Here is a 2189-nt window from a genome sequence, read left to right on the forward strand (position 1 = left end):
CCCCACACGTGATCAGCAACAGGAAGAACGGTATCGGCGGGCACTGACAGTGCCCGCCATGCGCCGTGCGCGCTGCACCACCACGAACCAGTACAAGCTCGTGCACACGCACACACACTCCTGCACATCCGAAACCGAACAGCTCCCAACCCCCGCCTTGAGCATCTAGACGATTTCCGTCCGAGTCTGACGTGCATCAGGTATTGGATCTTCTTGGTGTCGGAATGCGAGGCTCGGGAGGAACGGTTCCGCCGTGGAGCTTCCCCGCCAGGGAAAGGCTGTCGCATGTCCTCACAAGCCGACGTCGTCATCTGCGAGCCGCTGCGAACGCCGATAGGCCGCTTCGGCGGCGCGCTCGCGAACCAGCGGCCGGCCGCTCTCGCGGCGCTCGTCATCGCCGAGATCGTCGCCCGCACCGGGATCGACCCCGAGCGGATCGACGAGGTGATCCTCGGACACGCCTACCCGACCTCCGACGCCCCCGCCATGGGCCGGGTCGCCGCCCTCGACGCGGGCCTGCCCGACTCGGTCACCGGCATCCAGGTCGACCGCCGTTGCGGATCCGGCCTCCAGGCCGTCCTCGACGCCGCCATGCAGATCCGCAGTGGCTTCAGCGATGTCGTCGTCGCGGGCGGGGTGGACGTCATGAGCGCGGCCCCCTTCTACACACACGACGGCCGGTGGGGCATCAAGACGCCGAGCCTCGAACTCCACGACTCCCTGGCACGCGGCCGGGCCACCGCCGGCGGCGTCAACCACCCCGTCCCCGGCGGCATGATCGAGACCGCGGAGAACCTCCGCCGCACGTACTCCATCTCACGCGAGGACCAGGACGCCCTCGCGGTACGCTCCCAGCAGCGCACCGCGACCGCCATGGCGGCGGGGTTGTTCAAGGACGAGATCGTCCCCGTCACGACCCGCAGCCGCAAGGGCGAGGTCACCGTGGCCGAGGACGAGCACCCCCGCCCCGGCACGACGTCGGAGCAACTGGCGGCGCTGCGGCCGATCATGGGCAAGTCCGACCCGGACGCGACCGTCACCGCGGGCAACGCCAGCGGTCAGAACGACGCGGCGGCCGCCTGCCTGGTGACCACCCGCGCGACGGCCGAACATCTGGGCCTGACCCCGCTGGTGCGACTGGTGTCCTTCGCCCGCGCTGGGGTGCCCGCCGAGACCATGGGGATCGGCCCGGTGCCGGCCACCCGCAAGGCCCTGGAGAGGGCCGGGCTCTCGCTCACCGACATGGGCCTGATCGAGCTCAACGAGGCGTTCGCCGCCCAGGTACTGGCGTGCACGCGGGTACTGGCTCTGACCGACGGCGACCACGAGCGGATCAACGTCAACGGCTCCGGCATCTCGCTCGGCCACCCCGTCGGGGCGACCGGCGCCAGGATCCTCGCCACCCTCGTGCGCGAGATGCACCGCCGGCAGACCCGCTACGGCCTGGAGACGATGTGCATCGGCGGGGGCCAGGGCCTGGCCGCGGTGTTCGAACGCATCACCGGCTGACGCGCCGCCGGACCGACACACCGATCGGCCGATGGCCGACCGTCGTCCCAACGAGGCAATGAGCTAAGGAAATCGGAGTCAATCGTGACAGTGACCGTCAACGGCATGACGGAGATCGGGAAGCTGGCCGGCCGCGATCTCGGACACTCCGAGTGGAGGGAAGTCACTCAGGAGCTCATCGACACCTTCGCGGCGGTCTCCGGCGACGGGCAGTGGATCCACACCGACGTCGAGCGCGCGGCCGAAGGGCCGTTCGGGCGCACGATCGCGCACGGCTACATGGTGCTGAGCTGGGGCATCCCCATGGTGGCGGAGCTCCTGCGGGTCACCGGCGTGGGCATGGCCCTCAACTACGGTGTGAACAAGGTGCGTTTCCCCGCGCCCGTGCCGGTCGGCAGCAGGGTCCGCCTGCACGCCGAGATCACCGAAGTGCGCGAGGTGAGCCGGGGCGGCGTCCAGGTGCACCGCGCATTCACCTTCGAACTCGAAGGGTCCGACAAGCCCGCCTGCGTCGCGGAGTCCCTCACGCACTACTACCCGTAAAGAGACCATCCCGGAGAAACAACGACCTTGGCGGCCACACACCCTCGATTTTCCCTGGCCGCCAAGGTCGTTCACCAAATGTCTCCGATTCCTCCCCGGCCTTCAGGCCGGGGAGGAATCGGACCCCTGCGGAGCAG

General features: G+C 69.3%; 2 protein-coding genes. Both read left to right on the top strand.

Features of this window, described 5'->3' with window-relative positions:
* Positions 1–285: 285 nt before the first annotated feature.
* On the top strand, positions 286–1509 hold the full coding sequence (locus ACWDA7_RS52245; RefSeq protein WP_450615192.1) for an acetyl-CoA C-acetyltransferase: 1224 nt from the start codon (positions 286–288) through the stop codon (positions 1507–1509).
* Between the two features lie 84 nt (positions 1510–1593).
* Positions 1594–2052 carry a MaoC family dehydratase gene (locus ACWDA7_RS52250; protein WP_391855553.1) on the top strand — a complete coding sequence of 153 codons (459 nt, stop codon included), beginning with the start codon at positions 1594–1596 and terminating at the stop codon, positions 2050–2052.
* Positions 2053–2189: the final 137 nt, after the last annotated feature.

It is taken from the genome of Streptomyces sp. NPDC001156 (assembly GCF_053598275.1).

Coding starts and splice junctions, on each gene's coding strand:
- ACWDA7_RS52245 (WP_450615192.1), top strand. CDS start 286: ATGTCCTCACAAGCCGACGTCGTCATCTGCGAGCCGCTGCGAACGCCG.